The 14,638-nt window shown below is 72.9% G+C and carries 11 protein-coding genes and 2 pseudogenes; 5 read left to right on the top strand and 8 right to left on the bottom strand.

Annotated elements, in window-relative coordinates; all coding sequences use genetic code 11:
• Window positions 1-222 precede the first annotated feature (222 nt).
• Window positions 223-666 carry a pyridoxamine 5'-phosphate oxidase family protein gene (locus AC5K6T_RS21910; RefSeq protein WP_493211466.1) on the top strand — a complete coding sequence of 148 codons (444 nt, stop codon included), beginning with the start codon at window positions 223-225 and terminating at the stop codon, window positions 664-666.
• Window positions 667-812: 146 nt separating this feature from the next.
• Here AC5K6T_RS21910 and AC5K6T_RS21915 read toward each other — a convergent pair whose 3' ends face one another.
• Entirely contained in the window at window positions 813-1,151 is a 339-nt protein-coding gene (locus AC5K6T_RS21915) for a hypothetical protein (RefSeq protein ID WP_493211468.1), read from the bottom strand.
• 333 nt (window positions 1,152-1,484) lie between these two features.
• Between AC5K6T_RS21915 and AC5K6T_RS21920 the strand changes: the two genes are divergently transcribed.
• From AC5K6T_RS21920 to AC5K6T_RS21930, 3 genes and pseudogenes are all read left to right on the top strand, one after another.
• A complete protein-coding gene (locus AC5K6T_RS21920; RefSeq protein WP_493211470.1) occupies window positions 1,485-2,462 on the top strand; it encodes a helix-turn-helix transcriptional regulator in 978 nt (325 codons plus the stop codon).
• Window positions 2,463-3,143: 681 nt separating this feature from the next.
• Window positions 3,144-3,986: pseudogene (locus tag AC5K6T_RS21925) on the top strand (helix-turn-helix transcriptional regulator); the annotation flags it as partial.
• A complete protein-coding gene (locus AC5K6T_RS21930; protein WP_493211472.1) occupies window positions 3,983-4,978 on the top strand; it encodes a helix-turn-helix transcriptional regulator in 996 nt (331 codons plus the stop codon). The pseudogene AC5K6T_RS21925 and the gene AC5K6T_RS21930, both read left to right, overlap by 4 nt.
• Here the strand turns inward: AC5K6T_RS21930 and AC5K6T_RS21935 are convergent.
• On the bottom strand, window positions 4,941-5,981 hold the full coding sequence (locus tag AC5K6T_RS21935) for a helix-turn-helix transcriptional regulator (RefSeq protein WP_493211473.1): 1,041 nt from the start codon (window positions 5,979-5,981) through the stop codon (window positions 4,941-4,943). The two genes, AC5K6T_RS21930 and AC5K6T_RS21935, sit on opposite strands and share 38 nt — an antisense overlap.
• Window positions 5,982-6,308: 327 nt before the next feature.
• Between AC5K6T_RS21935 and AC5K6T_RS21940 the strand changes: the two genes are divergently transcribed.
• Window positions 6,309-7,097 carry a helix-turn-helix transcriptional regulator gene (locus tag AC5K6T_RS21940; RefSeq protein WP_493211474.1) on the top strand — a complete coding sequence of 263 codons (789 nt, stop codon included), beginning with the start codon at window positions 6,309-6,311 and terminating at the stop codon, window positions 7,095-7,097.
• Here the strand turns inward: AC5K6T_RS21940 and AC5K6T_RS21945 are convergent.
• The 6 genes and pseudogenes from AC5K6T_RS21945 to AC5K6T_RS21970 form a co-directional block, all read right to left on the bottom strand.
• Window positions 7,031-8,137 carry a sugar ABC transporter substrate-binding protein gene (locus AC5K6T_RS21945; RefSeq protein ID WP_493211475.1) on the bottom strand — a complete coding sequence of 369 codons (1,107 nt, stop codon included), beginning with the start codon at window positions 8,135-8,137 and terminating at the stop codon, window positions 7,031-7,033. The genes AC5K6T_RS21940 and AC5K6T_RS21945 overlap by 67 nt on opposite strands.
• 583 nt (window positions 8,138-8,720) lie before the next feature.
• On the bottom strand, window positions 8,721-9,173 hold the full coding sequence (locus AC5K6T_RS21950) for a heat shock protein transcriptional repressor HspR (RefSeq protein WP_493211477.1): 453 nt from the start codon (window positions 9,171-9,173) through the stop codon (window positions 8,721-8,723).
• Window positions 9,174-9,178: 5 nt separating this feature from the next.
• Window positions 9,179-10,351 carry a molecular chaperone DnaJ gene (dnaJ, locus tag AC5K6T_RS21955; RefSeq protein ID WP_493211478.1) on the bottom strand — a complete coding sequence of 391 codons (1,173 nt, stop codon included), beginning with the start codon at window positions 10,349-10,351 and terminating at the stop codon, window positions 9,179-9,181.
• A 45-nt stretch (window positions 10,352-10,396) separates the two neighbouring features.
• A complete protein-coding gene (gene grpE / locus AC5K6T_RS21960; protein WP_493211480.1) occupies window positions 10,397-11,056 on the bottom strand; it encodes a nucleotide exchange factor GrpE in 660 nt (219 codons plus the stop codon).
• Complete coding sequence (gene dnaK / locus AC5K6T_RS21965; protein ID WP_493211482.1) at window positions 11,053-12,906, bottom strand: molecular chaperone DnaK; 1,854 nt, start codon at window positions 12,904-12,906, stop codon at window positions 11,053-11,055. Before dnaK ends, grpE begins: the two co-directional genes overlap by 4 nt.
• Before the next feature lie 649 nt (window positions 12,907-13,555).
• Window positions 13,556-14,539: pseudogene (locus tag AC5K6T_RS21970) on the bottom strand (MraY family glycosyltransferase); the annotation flags it as partial.
• Window positions 14,540-14,638: the final 99 nt, after the last annotated feature.

Genomic DNA, 14,638 nt, shown 5'->3' on the forward strand with positions numbered 1-14,638 from the left:
GACGCGGGGACGCGGAGGACGCGGGATCCGGGAGACGCGGCAGGCGCAGAAGGGGCGGCGCTCCCGGAGACCCCGAGGGCCCCGAGGACCCCGAGGACCCCGAGGACCCCGAGGACCCCGAGGGCCTGAAGGCCCCGGAGACCAGGGGTCCCCGGCGACCGGGAAGACCGGGCAGAGCAGGAAGACCGGGAAGAGCAGGAACATGACGACAGGTTCAGGAACATGAGCGCGGGCGGGCCCGCCGAGCGGGCGGGCGGGCGGTACGCCCGGGATCCGGGCGCCCCCGACCCGGACTACCTCGCCTTCTGGCGGGAACGGCACCTGTGCACCTTGACGACCCTGCGCCCGGACGGCACCCCGCACGTGGTGCCGGTCGGCGTGACGTACGACCCGGGGGAGCGGCTCGCCCGGGTGATCACGAGCGGCGCCAGCAACAAGGTGCAGCACGTCCGGGCGGCGGGGGCGCAGGGCGCGCCGGTGGCGGTGTGCCAGGTGGACGGGCGCCGCTGGGCGACCCTGGAGGGCCGTGCGCGGGTTTCCGACGACCCGGAGCGGGTGGCCGAGGCCGTGCGGCGCTACGCCGAGCGCTACCGGCGGACCCCCGCGCCGAACCCCGCTCGGGTCGTGATCGAGATCGACCTGACCCGGGCGCTCGGCAGAGGCTGAATCGAGCCACACCGCGCCGCGGGCGCATGTCGGATGATGGCGGGAGAAATCCCCGGAAACTGCAGCGGCGTCACCGTGTTCAGGTCACGGTGACGCCGCTGCGGGGGGAAGCACCTGAGGCGATCTGTTACGACGGGGGAATCGCGTCAGGCACTGCGGGGGGTGGCCGAGATGGTTCGCGGGACCGGAGCGGACTGGGGGTCCGTCTGCCGGTGGTCCCGCTGGTCGAGGTTCACAAAGATCATTCCGTACCGGATGGCGCACCGCACCGGCTGCGGCGCCCCGCGTGGCCGGCGCAGGCACCGGTACGCCCGTACGTCGTCGTCCTCGTCGCGGGTGACCACGACAGGCTCTCCGAACACGGTCACCATCAACGAGTCCCCGCTGTGGGGGAGGGCGGTGACCAGATCGATGAAGTGCCAGCCGGAGCGGTAGGCGGTGGCCATCTCCCGGCGGAACGAGCGGTCGTCTGGTGGTGTCGTCATGTCACGCCCACACGCTGTCTTGAGGCGAAGCGGTGGCATCGCCGGCAGAAACAGGATCGGCGGACGCTCGCACATTGGCCCAGACGCTGTCCGCCCGAACGTCGCTCTCCGCCCCCGTGAGGGCCCCCAGCGTTCCGAAGGCCACAACGGCGGAGAAGGCGGCGACAAGCACCGAGCGAAGCATTCTCTTACGCATAGTCGGCTTCGTCCTCACTTGAAGGTCCCCTCTTCCCCCGTCGGATAAGACGATGGCTCATTCAGGCACGTCATGGCCACACAATCGGTGCATCATGTTCCTGCATGTTCAGGAGCCTGGGGGGTGGAGATTTCAGCATGAATCGGACTAAGGCCACACATCCCCATGCTGTGACCGAACTGTGTGACGAAGGTGGCCGACTCTACGCGGACGCACTGAGAACGGGCCGCATCGCCCGCGAGGACGTCGAGAACACCCCCTGCCTGATGGAGTTCGCGCTGCTCCATCCCGACCCCGACGACCCCACCTGGCTGCGTCCTGTGCCGCCCGCCGTCGCTCTCGCCCAGCGTCTCCACCCCATCGAGCAGGAGATAACCGACCGCCGCCGGCTCTCCATCGACCTCGCCGAGGTCTTCGAGCCCTTCATGGCCCTCAGCGCCCAGGCCACCGCCCCGACCGACTCCATGACCGTCCTGGAGGGCCTGGACCGCATCAACGCCGCGCTCACGCTGGCCACCACCCAGTGCCAGAACGAGATGCTGACGGTCCAGCCGAGCGGCCACCGCCCCGAACGCCGCCTCATCGAGGGCCTGGAGCGCGACCGTCCGCTCATCGAGCGCGGCGTCCGGATCCGCACCCTTTACCAGCACACCGCCCGCTACAGTCCGGAACGCCTGGCGTACGTCGACCAGTTCGCCACTGCCAAGGTGGAGTACCGCACCATCGACGAACTCGTCGAGCGGCTCATCATCTGCGACGAGGCCGTGGCCTTCATCCCGATCAGCGACGACCGGCAGATCGCCCTGGAACTGCGCCACCCCGGACTGGTCCGCTACCTCATCAAGGTCTTCGAGTTCATGTGGGGCCGCGCCGTCCCCCTGCGCGCCGGCACTCCCTACGAGACCGACCCCGACGGCATCACCGACATCCAGTACTCCATCGCCAAACTCCTCGTGGAGGGCCACGTCGACGAGGCCATCGCCCGCCGCCTCGGCATGAACGTGCGCACCTGCCGCGCGCACATCGCCAAGCTGGCCACCGCCCTCGGCAGCGGAAGCCGCGCACAACTCGGCTTCCTCATCGCCCAGTCGGGCATCCTGGATCGGGAACAGTGAATGGCGGCCGAGAGGCACCCCCACCGTCCGCACCGCCCGCATCACGCCGACGAGCTGTGTGAGCCCGGCCGGGAGCTGTACGCACGCGCCCTGCGGGACGGTTCGGTCACCGGGCGGGACGCCGAAGCCGCCCCCTGTCTGCTCGACCTCGGGCTGCTCCGCCGCGCCGGGAGCGGCGGCCACGGCCTGCCCGCCGGCGGCGGCCGCCCCGGCCTCCCCGACCACGGCGACCGCGGTGGCCCCGGCGACCGCGGCGGCCCGGACGAGCACGGTGAGCCCGGCGGCCCGGACGAGCACGGTGAGCCCGGCGGCCCGGACGAGCACGGTGAGCCCGGCGGCCCGGACGAAGTCGGCGGACCCGGCGGCCGCGACACCGACGGACCCGACGGACCCGACGGACCCGGCGGACCCGACGGACCCGACGGACCCGGCGACGGCGGCGAAGGCGGCGAAGGCGGCACCCTCCTCGACGCCCCCGGCCGCACGGCCCGCCACGGGCACCACGAGTCGCACGGGTCGCACGAGCCGCATGGGTCCCAAGTGACCCATGCGACCCATGCATCCCATGGTGGACACCACGGGTCCCAAGGGCACCACGGGCACCACGTCCAGCCCGGCCGTCAGAGCTACCCCGGCCGTCAGAGCCACCCCGGCCACCCCGGCCATCCCGGCCGTCAGGGCCACCCCGGCCGACCCGGCCCCACCGAGCGCCTCGAACCCGTCGCGCCCGCCCTCGCGCTGCACCGGCTGCTGAGCGCCACCGCGCGGGCCGTCGCCGAACAGCGGCACCGGCAGGCGCACCTGGCCGAGGCGTTCGCCCCGCTCATGCGCATCGACGGCCGGTCCGGATCCGTCCCGCCCGGCATCCGGCTGCTCAGCGGCAAGGCCCTGATCAACCAGTCGATCACCGAGGCGCTGAGTACCGCCGCGGAGGAACTGCTGTCGGTGCAGCCGCACAGCGGGCAGCTCCTCGCCGCCTACTCCGCCGTCGCCCTCGGCCGCGACCAGGACTTCCTCGACCGCGGCGGCCGGATCCGCGCCCTCTACCAGCACACCGGCCGCTACCGCTCCCTCATCGCCGCCCGCTACGAACAGCTCCGCGGCGACGCCCAGGCCCGCACCCTCGACGAGATCCCCGAACGCCTCGTCCTCGTCGACCGCACCGTCGCCTTCCTGCCCGCCAGCCCCGACCGCAGCCTCGCCCTGGAAGTCCGCGTCCCCGCCCTGGTCGACCATCTCGCCACCGCCTTCGACCGGCTCTGGCGGCTCGCCACGCCCATGCACCCGCAGACCGTCCACCAGCCCGTCCTCGACGGCATCACCGCCCGCCAGCGCGCCATCGCCGCGCTCCTGGTCGAAGGGCACACCGACACCGTGATAGCCAACCGCCTCGGCATGAACGTCCGCACCGCCCGCGTCCACATCGCCAAGCTCGCCGCCACCCTCGGCAGCGACAGCCGCGCCCAACTCGGCTACCTCATCGCGCGGTCCGGCATCCTCGACCAGGAGGGAGCACACGAGTGAGCGCCCCGCCGCCGCACCCCGACCACAGCGCCGACGCGTTGTGCCCTGCCGCGACCCGGCTCTACGAACGCGCCCTGCGCGACGGGGGCGTGACCGCCGCGGACCTCCGCGGCGCGCCCTGCCTCCTCGACCACGGGCTGCTCCAGCCGACCGTCACCGACCCCGCCCGCCTCGAACCGGTCGCCCCCGCCCTCGCCCTGCACCGCCTGCTGCACAGCTCCGCACAGGCCATCGCCGACCAGCGGAACCGCGAGACCCGCCTCGCCGAGGCCTTCGCCCCGCTGATGCGCCTGGACGGGCCCGCCGCGGAGCCGGAGGAACTGCCGGCCGTCACCGTGCTCAGCGGCACCGAACGGATCAACCGGGCCATCTCCGAGGCGATGGAGGAGGCCACCGCCGAGGTGCTGTGCGTGCAGCCGAACAGCAACCGCAGCGGCGGCAGCCGCGGAGAACGGGCGCAGGCCGTCGCCCTCGACCGGGACCAGGCCCTGCTCGACCGCGGGCTGCGCATCCGCACGCTCTACCAGCACACCCAGCGCCATCTGCCGCTCGTCGCCGCCCGCTACGAGCAGCTGCGCGGCGACGCCGAGGCCCGCACCCTCGACGAGATCACCGACCGGCTCATCGTGGTCGACCGCACCGTCGCCTTCGTCCCCGGCGACCGGGACGGCAGCCTCGCCCTGGAGGTCCGCGTACCCGCCCTCGTGGAGTACCTCGCCACCGCCTTCGACCGCCTGTGGCGGCTGGCCACGCCCATGTACCCGCAGGCCGTCCAGCAGCCCACCCTCGACGGCGTCACACCACGGCAGCGGGCCATCGCCGCCCTGCTCGTGGAGGGCCACACCGACGCCGTCATCGCCGACCGGCTGGGCATGAACGTCCGCACCGCCCGCGTCCACATCGCCAAACTCGCCGCCACCCTCGGCAGCGACAGCCGCGCCCAGCTCGGCTACCTCATCGCACGCTCGGCGATCCTGGATCGGGAAGCGTGAGCCCGGCCGGCGCCGCGTCCGGCGGCGCCCCGTCCAGGCCCGCCTGCGCGATCCGCACGCCCAGCTGCGTACGGCTGGCCGCGCCCAGCGTCTCCGCCAGCCGCGCGATGTGCGCCCGGCAGGTCCGCACACTGATCCCCAGCCGCTCGGCGATCACCGCGTCCTGGTGCCCCTCCGCGAGCAGCGCCGCGATCGACTGCTCCCGGTGCGAGACCCCCTCGATGCCGGGCTCGGGAATGGCGGTCGTCAGCGGCACCGCCGCCCGCCACAGCCGTTCGAACACCGTCGCGAGGTAGGCCACCAGACCGGGGTGGCGCAGCTCCAGCGCCACCGTCCGCTCCGGGTTGGCCGGGATGAACGCCACCGTGCGGTCGAACAGGATCAGCCGGTCGACGACCTCGTCGAGCGTGCGCGCCTCCACGGCGTCGCCCATGAGCTCCAGATAGTGCAGCAGCCCCTGCCCGTGCCGGGCGACGTGGTTGTACAGGTCGCGCATGCGCACCCCCCGCGCACGCAGGGCGAGCGCCCGGTGCAGGCCCTCGGTCAGCTCGTGCTCGCGCCGGATGCCGCCCGGCTGCACCGTGAGGACCTCGCCCGTGCAGGCGTCGGTCGCCTGGTCCAGGGCCGCCTGGATACGGGCCGGCCCGTCCAGGACCCGCAGCGCGGCGCCCTCCCCGGGACCGGAGCGCCGCTTGCCGCCGCCCAGCCCGGCGTACCGCTCGGCGGCGGCCACCGCCGCGCCCACCCGGCGCTGGCTCGCGCTGACCTCGTCGTAGACCCCGCGCAGCAGCCGCGTCATGACCTCCTGGGGCGCGGTCGGCACCAGCCAGTCCATGTCGTCGGGGTCCGGGTGCAGCAGGGCCAGGTCCAGCAGACAGGGCACCTGCTCGGCGTCGGAACGGGGCACCCGGCCGCGCCGTACGGCCCGGGAGTACACGCGGTCCCCGGCAGCACACAGCCGGTCGGCACCGTGCGGGTGCTCCTCCGTCGCGTGCCCGGCCATCGCCCGTCCCACCCCCGACTCCCGCGTCTCGCAGCGCAACTATGCGCGGCCCGGACCGGCTCCCGCAACACGGCTCCCCTCGCGATCGGCCCGGGAAACAACCGGTATCCACCGCTTTCCACCGGCCCCATGAACACCCGCGTGCAACAAGCTGAAGGTAGCGGCGGTGTTGACGCCCTGGGCATCCTGGGCGCGCCGGAACCACCCGCCGCCCGGGATGCCGCCGCCGTCTCCGCGCCACCCGCCCGGCCCCGCCGAGGACGCCCACGGGAGCGCCCCGGCGGGCCCCAGACCCCGGCAGAGTCCGAACGGAGAGGAACAGCGAACGTGATACGCGTGGGCATCCTCGGCCGTACGCCGCCGGAGCGCTCCCAGCTGCGCCGCGCCCTGGACGGGGACCGCGGGGTGCGGGTGGCCGGCGAGGGCCGCCCCGACCAGGCCGCGCATCTGGTGCGCGCGCTGCGCCCGCAGGTGCTGGTGTCCGGGCACGGCGGCCCCGAGGACGCGCTGGGCGCGCTGCGGGCCGACCCGGCGCCCGGACCGGCGCGGATCGTGGTGCTGGGCCGGCTGTCGGAGCACGCGACGCGTCTGCTGCTGCGGCAGGGCGTGCGCGGTGTGCTGCTGCGCGCCGACACGGCGGCGCATCTGACCTGGGCGGTACGGGCCGCCGCCGCGGGGAGCCTCGCGCTCGCGCCGGGTGCCGCCGGCTATGTGGTGGAGCCGTTCGTGCAGCCGGGCCGGCCGGCCGAGGAGGCGGCCGAGGCGCGCCGGCTGCTGGACGTGCTCAGCGTCCGCGAACGGGAGATCCTGGAACTGCTCGGCGAGGGCGCGTCCAACGCGGCGGTGGCCGCCCGGCTCGGCATCAGCGGCCACACCGTCAAGGACCACGTCCGCGCGATCTACACCAAACTGATGGTGCGCAACCGGATCCAGGCCGCCCACGTGCTGTGGCGGGCCCGGGTCCGGCCGGCCCCTGGCCCCCGTACGGTCCCCGGTCCTGGCCCCCGCACGGTCCCCGGTCCGGGCTCCCGCGCGGTCCCCGGTCCGGGCTACTTGAGGCCGATGGCGTCGCAGGCGGCCTTGAACTCGGCCGTGCAGATCTCCGACAGCTGGTAGATGCCGTCCTCGACGACGGTGTCGGCGATGTTGGCCCGGGTCAGCGCGACCACGCCGACCAGCTGGGCCGGGATGTCCTGCTGGGTGGGGCTGTCGACCTTGTCGCGGGTGAGCGCGTCGAACTGGATGTCGCGGCCCTGGACCCGGGCGACCGCCATCTCGGCGGCGGCCTCGGCCTCGGCCGGGTAGGACTTGTACACGCTCATGAACTGGTCGCCGGTGACGATCCGCTGCACGGCGTCGAGCTCCGCGTCCTGCCCGGTGATGGGCGGCAGCTCGGTGACACCCGCCGCCTGCAGCGCCTGGATGATGCCGCCGGCCATGGCGTCGTTGGCCGAGTAGACGGCCACGATGTTGCCCGCACCGATCTCGCCGATCGCCTCGGTCATGTTGGCCGTGGCGTTCTTGGGGTCCCAGTCCTTGGTGTCGTAGGTCTTGGCGACCGTCACCTTGCCGTTCAGCTCCGACAGGGCGCCGTTCTTGAACTGCTTGGCGTTGGGGTCGGTCGGCGAGCCGTTCATCATGACGATCTTGTCGGCGGAGTCGACGTCCGGGCCCAGCGCGTCCAGCAGGGTGCGCGCCTGGACCTCGCCGACCAGCTCGTTGTCGAAGGAGATGTACGCGTCGATCGGGCCCTCGGCCAGGCGGTCGTAGGCGATGACCGGGACTCCGGCGTCCTTGGCGCGCTGCACGGCACCGGCGATCGCGTGCGAGTCGACGGCGTCCAGCAGAACGACGTCGACACCGTCGGCGATCATTTTCTTGAGCTGGCCCTCCTGTTTGTCGGCATCCTGCTCGGCATTGGCATAGACCACTTGGCCCTTACCGCCGGTGAGATCGGCGACCTTGTCCTTGATGATCGGGTAGTCGAACTTCTCGTACCGCGAGTTGACCTTCTCCGGCAGAAGCAGCCCCACCTTGATGTCGCTGCCCTTGGTGGGGCTCGCTTCGCCGCTTTCCCCGGTCGCGTTGAGCACGCCGCAGCCGGCGAGCGAGAGGGTCAGCGCGGACGCGGCCGCGGACATGGCGATACGACGCATTCAGGGGCTCACTTCAGTGCGTTGCGGGCATGGGCGAAAACCACGCCCAGGTGACTGAAAATGCAACGCTTCGGCGCCGGTCACCGTCAAGACGTATCACTTAACGAGATGACAACATCGCCTTCCGTGCCCTGCGCCAGGACACCGCGGAATCCCCGCAGACCCTGCGCCCTTTCACCGGTCCCCGCTCGCGGAAAGGGGCCAAGTCCTCCGCTTCCGCAGCGATATGAGACCCGGCGGCGGCGCTCGCAGCACCCTCGCGACGCCCTCGCACCGACGACTTCCGGCCTGCCCGGCGTGCGCCCGGGGCCGTACGGGTCAGTCGGTGACCAATACGGCATTCCGCCGAAGTGAGGTGAAAGGGGCGCCGGTTGCGAAGCCGGGCGACCGCGCGGGCCCACGGGATCGGGGCCGGCCCAGCGTCCGCCGCGCTCTCCCCTGCGCGCCGCGCCCGCCGCCCGTGGGCACCCGCACCCGCGCCGGGCCGGGGCGGGGCGTGCGGATGTGCCGAGGGGCCCGGAGGTCTCTCGGCCTCCGGGCCCCTCGGCCGTGTCGCTGTGCCGCGCCGGTGCGCGGGCGGGTGTCAGTCGCCCTGCTGCTGGCGCTTGGGCCGCCAGACCACCAGGGCGCTGGTCTGCTGCACCTCCTGGTACGGCACCAGGTCGCGCCGGTAGGAGGCGTGGACGGCGGCTTCGCGCTGACGCATGGTCGCCGCGGCCCCGTCGAGGGCCGCCTCCAGTTCCGCGACCCGGGACCGGAGCGCGGCGACCTGGTTCTCCAGCTCGATGATGCGCTTGATGCCGGCCAGGTTGATGCCCTCGTCCTGCGACAACTGCTGCACCTGGCGGAGCAGTTCGATGTCGCGGGCCGAGTAGCGCCGGCCGCGCCCGGCCGCGCGGTCCGGGGAGACCAGGCCGAGGCGGTCGTACTGGCGCAGCGTCTGCGGGTGCAGGCCGGAGAGCTGGGCCGCCACCGAGATGACGTAGACCGGGGTCTCCTCGGTCAGTTCATACGGGTTGCGTCGACGCCCGTCCATCAGGCTCATGCTCCCTTCGCGGCCTCGAACAGCTCCGCCCGCGGGTCCTCGCCCGCGGTCGCCTCGCGATACGACTCCAGCGCGTCACGAGCCTTCCCCGACAGCTCCGCCGGAACACTCACCTCGACCGTGATCAGCAGATCACCGCGGGAGCCGTCCTTGCGGACCGCTCCCTTGCCGCGGGCGCGCATCGTGCGGCCGTTGGGGGTGCCCGCCGGCAGCTTGAGGGTGACGGCGGGGCCGCCCAGGGTGGGCACCCGCACCTCGCCGCCGAGCGCGGCCTCGGTGAACGTCACCGGCACGGTCACCGTCAGGTTGTCGCCCTTGCGGCCGAACACCGGGTGCTCGCCGACGTGCACGACGACGTACAGGTCGCCCGCCGGTCCGCCGCGCTCGCCGGGCGCTCCCTTGCCGCGCAGCCGGATCCGCTGCCCGTCCAGGACCCCGGCGGGGATGCGGACCTGCATGGTGCGCGAGGACTTGGCCCGGCCGCTGCCCCGGCAGACGTCGCAGGGGTTCTCGGCGATCAGGCCGCGCCCCTTGCAGTCCGGGCACGGGTCGGTGAGCGAGAAGCCCCCGCCGGAGCCGCGGGCCACCTGCCCGGTGCCGACGCAGGTCGGGCACACCCGGGGGGTGCCGTTCTTGTCGCCGGTGCCGGAACAGGCCTTGCACGGGGCCTGGGAGGACATCCGCAACGGGACCGTCGCGCCCTCGATGGCCTCGGTGAAACTGAGCGTGACCTCGGACTCGATGTCCTGGCCGCGTTTGGGCTGGGTGCGGGTGCCGGTGGCACCGCCCCGGTTGAACAGGCCCCCGAGAACGTCACCGAAGCCGCCGCCGAAGCCGCCGCCGCCCTGGGCGCCGCCTCCGCCGAGGAGGTCGCCCAGGTCGAAGTTGAACGAGCCGCCGCCCGCACCCGGCCCGGGGCGGAAGCCGCCGTTGCCGAACAGGGCGCGGGCCTCGTCGTACTCCTTGCGCTTCTTGGCGTCGCCGAGGATGTCGTTGGCCTCGGAGATCTCCTTGAAGCGCTCCTCGGCCTTGACGTTGCCCTTGTTGGCGTCCGGGTGGTACTCGCGGGCGAGCTTCCGGTACGCCTTCTTGATCTCGGCCTCGGTGGCGTCCTTGGGGACGCCGAGGACCTTGTAGTAGTCCTTCTCGATGAAGTCCTTGGTGCTCATCCCCGACGTCCCTCCTTCCGTCCGGTGTCTAGTCCGGTGTCTACGTCAGCCCTCCTCAGGGCCGTTGTCCTGGTCGTCGGGTGCCGCCGCGCCCTCCTCGGGCGAGTCGGCCTTGACGGTCTGCGCGCCCGGCTGCGGTTCGGCGACGGCCACCCGCGCGGGGCGGATGGTGCGCTCGCCGATGCGATACCCCGGCTGGAGGATCGCGACGCAGGTCGTCTCGGTGACGTCCGGCGCGTAGGAGTGCATCAGGGCTTCGTGGATCGTCGGGTCGAAGGGCTCGCCCTCCTTGCCGAACTGCTGCAGGCCCATCTTCGCGGCCACGGTCTCCAGCGACTCCCCGACGGACTTGAAGCCGCCGACGAGTTCGCCGTGCTCCCGCGCCCGCCCGATGTCGTCGAGCACGGGCAGGAGCTCGGTCAGGAGGTTCGCGATGGCGATCTCCTTGACCGCGATCCGGTCGCGCTCGACGCGGCGGCGGTAGTTCTGGTACTCGGCCTGGAGGCGCTGGAGGTCGGCGGTGCGCTCGCCGAGCGCGGTGCGCACCTGGTCCAGCTGGGCCACCAGACCCGCGTCTGCGCTTGCGTCCCCGGCCGGGGCCGCCCCCTCCGCCCGGGAGGAGTCGGCCTTCGGCTCGGCGTCGTCGGAGGTGGCGCCGGAGGGGACGTCGGGCTTCTCCTCGAAGCCCGGGGTCTCCTCCGTCACGCGGCACCGTCCTTGCGCTCGTCGTCGATGATCTCGGCGTCGACGACGTCGTCGTCGGCCCGGGCGTCACCGGCCTCGGCACCGCCGGCGGCACCGCCCGCCGCGGCCTGCCCGGCCTGGGCGTCGGCGTACATGGCCTGGCCCAGCTTCTGGGAGACCGCGGCGACCTTCTCCGTGGCGGAGCGGATCTCGGCGGTGTCCTCGCCCTTGAGCTTCTCCTTCAGCTCGGCGACGGCCGACTCGACCTCGGTCCGGATCTCGCCGGGGACCTTGTCCTCGTTGTCCTTGAGGAACTTCTCCGTCTGGTAGACGAGCTGCTCGCCCTGGTTGCGGGACTCGGCGGCCTCGCGGCGGGCGTGGTCCTCCTCCGCGTACTTCTCGGCCTCCTGGCGCATGCGGTCGACCTCGTCCTTCGGCAGCGAGGAGCCGCCGGTGACGGTCATCTTCTGCTCCTTGCCCGTGCCCAGGTCCTTGGCGGTCACGTGCATGATGCCGTTGGCGTCGATGTCGAAGGAGACCTCGATCTGCGGGACGCCGCGCGGCGCCGGCGGCAGACCGGTCAGCTCGAACATGCCGAGCTTCTTGTTGTAGGCCGCGATCTCGCGCTCGCCCTGGTAGACCTGGATCTGCACGGACGGCTGGTTGTCCTCGGCCGTCGTGAAGATCTCCGACCGCTTGGTCGGGATGGTCGTGTTGCGCTCGATGAGCTTGGTCATGATGCCGCCCTTGGTCTCGATGCCGAGGGACAGCGGGGTGACGTCGAGCAGCAGGACGTCCTTGACCTCGCCCTTGAGGACACCGGCCTGGAGCGAGGCGCCGATGGCGACGACCTCGTCCGGGTTCACACCCTTGTTGGCCTCCTTGCCGCCGGTCAGCTCCTTCACGAGCTCGGCGACGGCGGGCATCCGGGTGGAGCCGCCGACGAGGACGACGTGGTCGATCTCGTCGATGCTGACGCCGGCGTCCTTCATGACGTTGAAGAACGGGGTCTTGCAGCGCTCCAGCAGGTCCGCGGTCAGCTGCTGGAACTGGGCGCGGGTCAGCTTCTCGTCGAGGTGCAGGGGGCCCTCGGCGGAGGCGGTGATGTAGGGCAGGTTGATCGAGGTCTCGGTGGACGAGGACAGCTCGATCTTGGCCTTCTCGGCGGCCTCGCGGAGGCGCTGCAGGGCCATCTTGTCCTTGCTGAGGTCCACGCCGTGACCGGACTGGAACTGCTTGACCAGGTAGTCGACGACCCGCTGGTCCCAGTCGTCACCACCGAGGTGGTTGTCGCCGTTGGTGGCCTTCACCTCGACGACGCCGTCACCGATCTCCAGCAGGGACACGTCGAAGGTGCCGCCGCCGAGGTCGAAGACGAGAATCGTCTGGTCGTCCTTGTCGAGGCCGTACGCCAGCGCGGCGGCGGTCGGCTCGTTGACGATGCGCAGGACGTTCAGACCGGCGATCTCGCCGGCCTCCTTCGTCGCCTGGCGCTCGGAGTCGTTGAAGTACGCCGGGACGGTGATGACCGCGTCGGTCACCTTCTCGCCCAGGTAGGACTCCGCGTCCCGCTTCAGCTTCTGCAGGATGAACGCGGAGATCTGCTGCGGGTTGAAGTCCTTGCCGTCGAGCTGGATCTTCCAGTCGGTGCCCATGTGACGCTTCACGGAACGGATGGTCCGGTCCACGTTGGTCACCGCCTGACGCTTGGCGACCTCACCGACCAGCACCTCGCCGTTCTTCGCGAAGGCGACGACGGACGGCGTGGTCCGGGCACCCTCGGCGTTGGTGATGACGGTGGGCTCGCCGCCCTCCAGAACGCTGACGACGGAGTTAGTCGTGCCCAGGTCGATGCCGACCGCACGTGCCATGGTTGATTCCTCCAGCTGACTTGAGTGGAACGGACTCAAGTGTGCACCACACCCGGCGCGGGGTCAACAGACCTGAGCCGAAGCGACTCAAGTCTTATCCGTTCCTTGCACGCAAGGGCCCGCTGACCTGCACGGATGCCTCCCCGGCCGGCATCGGCACCCCGTCACCGCACTCCGGGACCGCGCCCCTCACGGACGACCCTCCGGCCGCTGCGGACGGCCCGGGGATCCGCGCGATCCGCGCCGTCCGTGCGGTCCGTGCGGTCCGTGCGGTCCGTGCGGTCCGCGAGGCCCTGCCGGATCGCCCGGCCAGCCCGGCCAGCCCGGCCAGTCCGGCCAGCCCGGATCGCGCCATCCGCGCCATCCGCGCCATCCGCGCCATCCGGGTGATCCGGGTGATCCGGGCGATCCGCGGCGCCGGCGGAGTCGGCCGGGGCGACGGCGACGGCGACGGCAGCGACTCCGGCGGAGGCGTCGGTCGCGAAGGTGACGAGTGGGGCGACGGGGGCCGCGACGGCGGTCGCGGCAGCACCGTCGACCGCGACAGCGCCGTCGACGGCGACCGCGACGGCAACCGCGACGACGACGGCGACCATGGCGACCGCGACGGCGACCATGGCGATCGCCACGACGACCGCGACGACGGGGGCACGGATCGCGACGCCGGCCGTCGCGGCGTGCGCCGCAGCAGTGCGAGGACCACCGCGAGGGCCACCCCTCCCACCCACAGCGCCGCCGCCGGCCGCAGCACCCCGGCGTGCACCAGCACGCCCACGAGCACCGCCGCCGCGGCCCCGCCCCCGACCACCGCGGTCACCCCGCGCGGGGCGAACCCGAGTCGCCGCAGCCGGTGCGCCAGATGGTCCGGCCCGCCGCGCAGCAGCGGACGCCCGGCCAGCCGCCGCGACGCCAGCACCAGCACCGCGTCCGCCGCCGCCACGGCGCTCAGCGGGAACAGCACCCCGGCGGAGGCCGTCACATCGCGCCCCGCGCACGTGAGCACGGCCGCGCCCGCCAGCAGGAACCCGGTGAACAGCGACCCGCACGCACCGAGGGAGATCCGGGCGGGCCGGCGCCCCTGCATCAGGAACCCGGCCAGGGCCGCCGCCAGCACGCACAACAGCACCGCGAGCCCGTCCATCAACTCCACCGCCGCGCACACCCCGACCCCCAGGGCGGTGACCACCCCGACCAGGCCGGCCAGCCCGTCGGCGTGGTCCAGCGCCCGGAAGGCCCCGCCGGCCGCCGTGATCCACAGCACCGCGAGCGCTCCGCCGGCCAGGCCGGTCTCCTCGTACGGCACGACGCACGCGGCCGCGGCCGCCGTACCGGCGAGCAGGAAGCGGGGGCGCAGCCGCCAGACGTCGGCGGCCAGCCCGAGCAGGGCGGCCGCCGCCCCGGCGGCGAGCAGCGCACCCGTCCCGGGCCCCAGGCGGGCGACCCCGGTCAGCTCCCCGACCGAGGCGAGCGCCACCGTGGCGAGCGCGACGGCGACTCCGCCGAGCAGCGGTACCGGCCGGGCCCGGCAGCGGCGGTCCAGCAGTCCGCGGCGCAGCGCGAGGACCCGCAGCAGACCTGCGAGGAGGGTGGCGAGGAGCAGGGCGGCGGTGGCGGCGGCGATCCCATAGAGCACGGAGCCAATTTAGAGGAATGTCATGATTTGGTATGAAAACTACGTCGAGTCGGCGCGCCGCCGGACACGGACGGACGGTGACACCCCGCGCGGAGCGCT

The sequence above is a fragment of the Streptomyces sp. B8-7 genome, from assembly GCF_058833805.1.